The organism is Inquilinus limosus MP06 (assembly GCF_000767795.1).
Classification (GTDB): Bacteria; Pseudomonadota; Alphaproteobacteria; order DSM-16000; family Inquilinaceae; genus Inquilinus; species Inquilinus limosus_E.
The window spans coordinates 1-1,954 of sequence record NZ_JANX01000834.1; the positions used below are offsets into that span (position 1 = coordinate 1).

Genomic DNA, 1,954 nt, shown 5'->3' on the forward strand with positions numbered 1-1,954 from the left:
GGCCGCGGCGGCACTGCCGGCAAGGTCACCCTCACGGCGGCCGGCACGGTGGCCACCCAGGGCGAGCATGCCTATGGCCTGCTGGCGCAGTCGATCGGCGGTGGCGGCGGCACCGGCGGCATCGCCACGGGCACGCTGTCGTTGGGCGGCGACGGCGCCGACGGAGGCCAGACCGACACGGTGACGCTTGACAACTCCGGCACGGTCACCACGACAGGCTATGGCGCGCACGCCATCGTGGCGCAATCGACCTCCGGCGGTGGCGGTGCCGCCGGCGTCGCCGGGGGCATCATCGCGATCGGCGGTGACGGCGACGGCTCGTACTCGGCCGACGGCGGCCGAGTGGCGGTCACGCAGACCGGCACGGTCAGCACCACCGGCGACGCCGCGATGGGCGTGGCGGCCCAATCGATCGGCGGCGGCGGCGGCGCCGGGGCCGGCTCGACCGGCATCTATGCGATCGGTGGTCACGGTCAGTCGGGCGGCGAGGGCGGCGAGGTCGACGTCCACCTGATCGGCGGCAGCGTCGACACCAAAGGCGACTTCAGCCATGCCGTGGCAGCACAGTCGGTCGGCGGCGGCGGCGGCAGCGGCGGCGACGTGCTCGACTTTTCCGTCCTGGCTCCCACGGTCGGCATCGGTGGCGATGCCGGGGCCAGCGGTACTGGGCGGTCCGGTGACGGTGGAGATCAGCACCGGCGCCTCCCTGTCCACCCGGGGCTCCCACGCCCACGGCATCATGGCGCAGTCGATCGCCGGCGGCGGCGGCAGCGGCGGCGATGCCACCGGCTATGCCGGCCTTTCGGTGTTCGATCTGGTCATCGGCGGTGCCGGTGGCATCTCCGGCGGTGACCAAAGCTATTACATCACGGGCGGCAGTGTCACGGTCACCGTTCCCGGCACGACTGACAAGCCCGGCGGTGTTGTCGTGGAAACCCAGGGCGCTCACGCCATCGGCGTCCTGGCGCAGTCGATCGGCGGCGGCGGCGGCGATGGCGGCAACGTCCATGGCTACGACGGCAGCCTCAACTTCGCCGCCGCGGTCTCGCTCGGCGGCAAGGCGGGCGGGGGCGGCTCGGGCGGTCCAGCCACGGTCAACTGGCAGAACAGCTTCGTCACGACCGGAAGCGATCTCCGCGCGCTGGCCGCTGCCGGCCAGCCCATCCCGATCACCGGCCAGGCGACCAACGCCTACGGCATCGTCGCGCAGTCGTTGGGCGGTGGCGGCGGCACCGGCGGTTCCGCCACGGTCGACCAGATCGTCGCGTCCTTCCCTGGCACGATACCGACCGTCAACCTGAGCTCGGCGGTCGGCGCCACGGGCGGCGACGGCGGGTATGGCGGCACGGCCGGCGTCACCGTCGGCGCAGGCCAGGTCGTCACCTACGGCGCCGGCTCCCATGCCGTCCTGGCGCAATCGATCGGCGCCGGCGGCGGCTCCGGCGGCGACGGTACCGCGCTCGGCATCTCCGCGGCGATCCCGGCGACTGCCAAGCTGCCCGCCATCAATCTGAGCGCCTCGGTGGGCGGCATTGGCGGTGTGGCGGGCGCCGGCGGCCCGGTCACCGTGGTGCAGGGCAAGACGGCGACATCGCCGACGACGATCGCCACATTCGGCGACAACGCCAACGCAGTGGTCGCGCAGTCGATCGGCGGCGGTGGTGGCGATGCCGGCGTCGGCAGCAGCGCAACCTTCTCGCCCGGCCAGGTCACGAGCTTCAGCATGACGCTCGGTCTCGGTGGCCTGGGCGGCGGAGCCGGAGGCGGCGGCACGGCGGAGGTGACGCTCGGTCCGCTGGCCCAGACCCAGACCGTCGGCTCCGGCTCGCGCGGGATCGTGGCGCAGTCGATCGGCGGCGGCGGCGGCACGTCGCAAGGCGGCGCCGCCGCGCTCTACGCCGGCCCTTTCATCGGCACGGTGAAGGTCGGCCGGCCGGGCGGCGGCGGCGGCAAC

General features: G+C 73.9%; 2 pseudogenes. Both read left to right on the plus strand.

Annotation, left to right across the window (positions count from 1 at the left end):
- A pseudogene (locus P409_RS39645) lies at nucleotides 1-852 on the plus strand (hypothetical protein); the annotation flags it as partial.
- Nucleotides 806-1,954, plus strand: a pseudogene (locus P409_RS36670) (hypothetical protein); the annotation flags it as partial. The pseudogenes P409_RS39645 and P409_RS36670, both read left to right, overlap by 47 nt.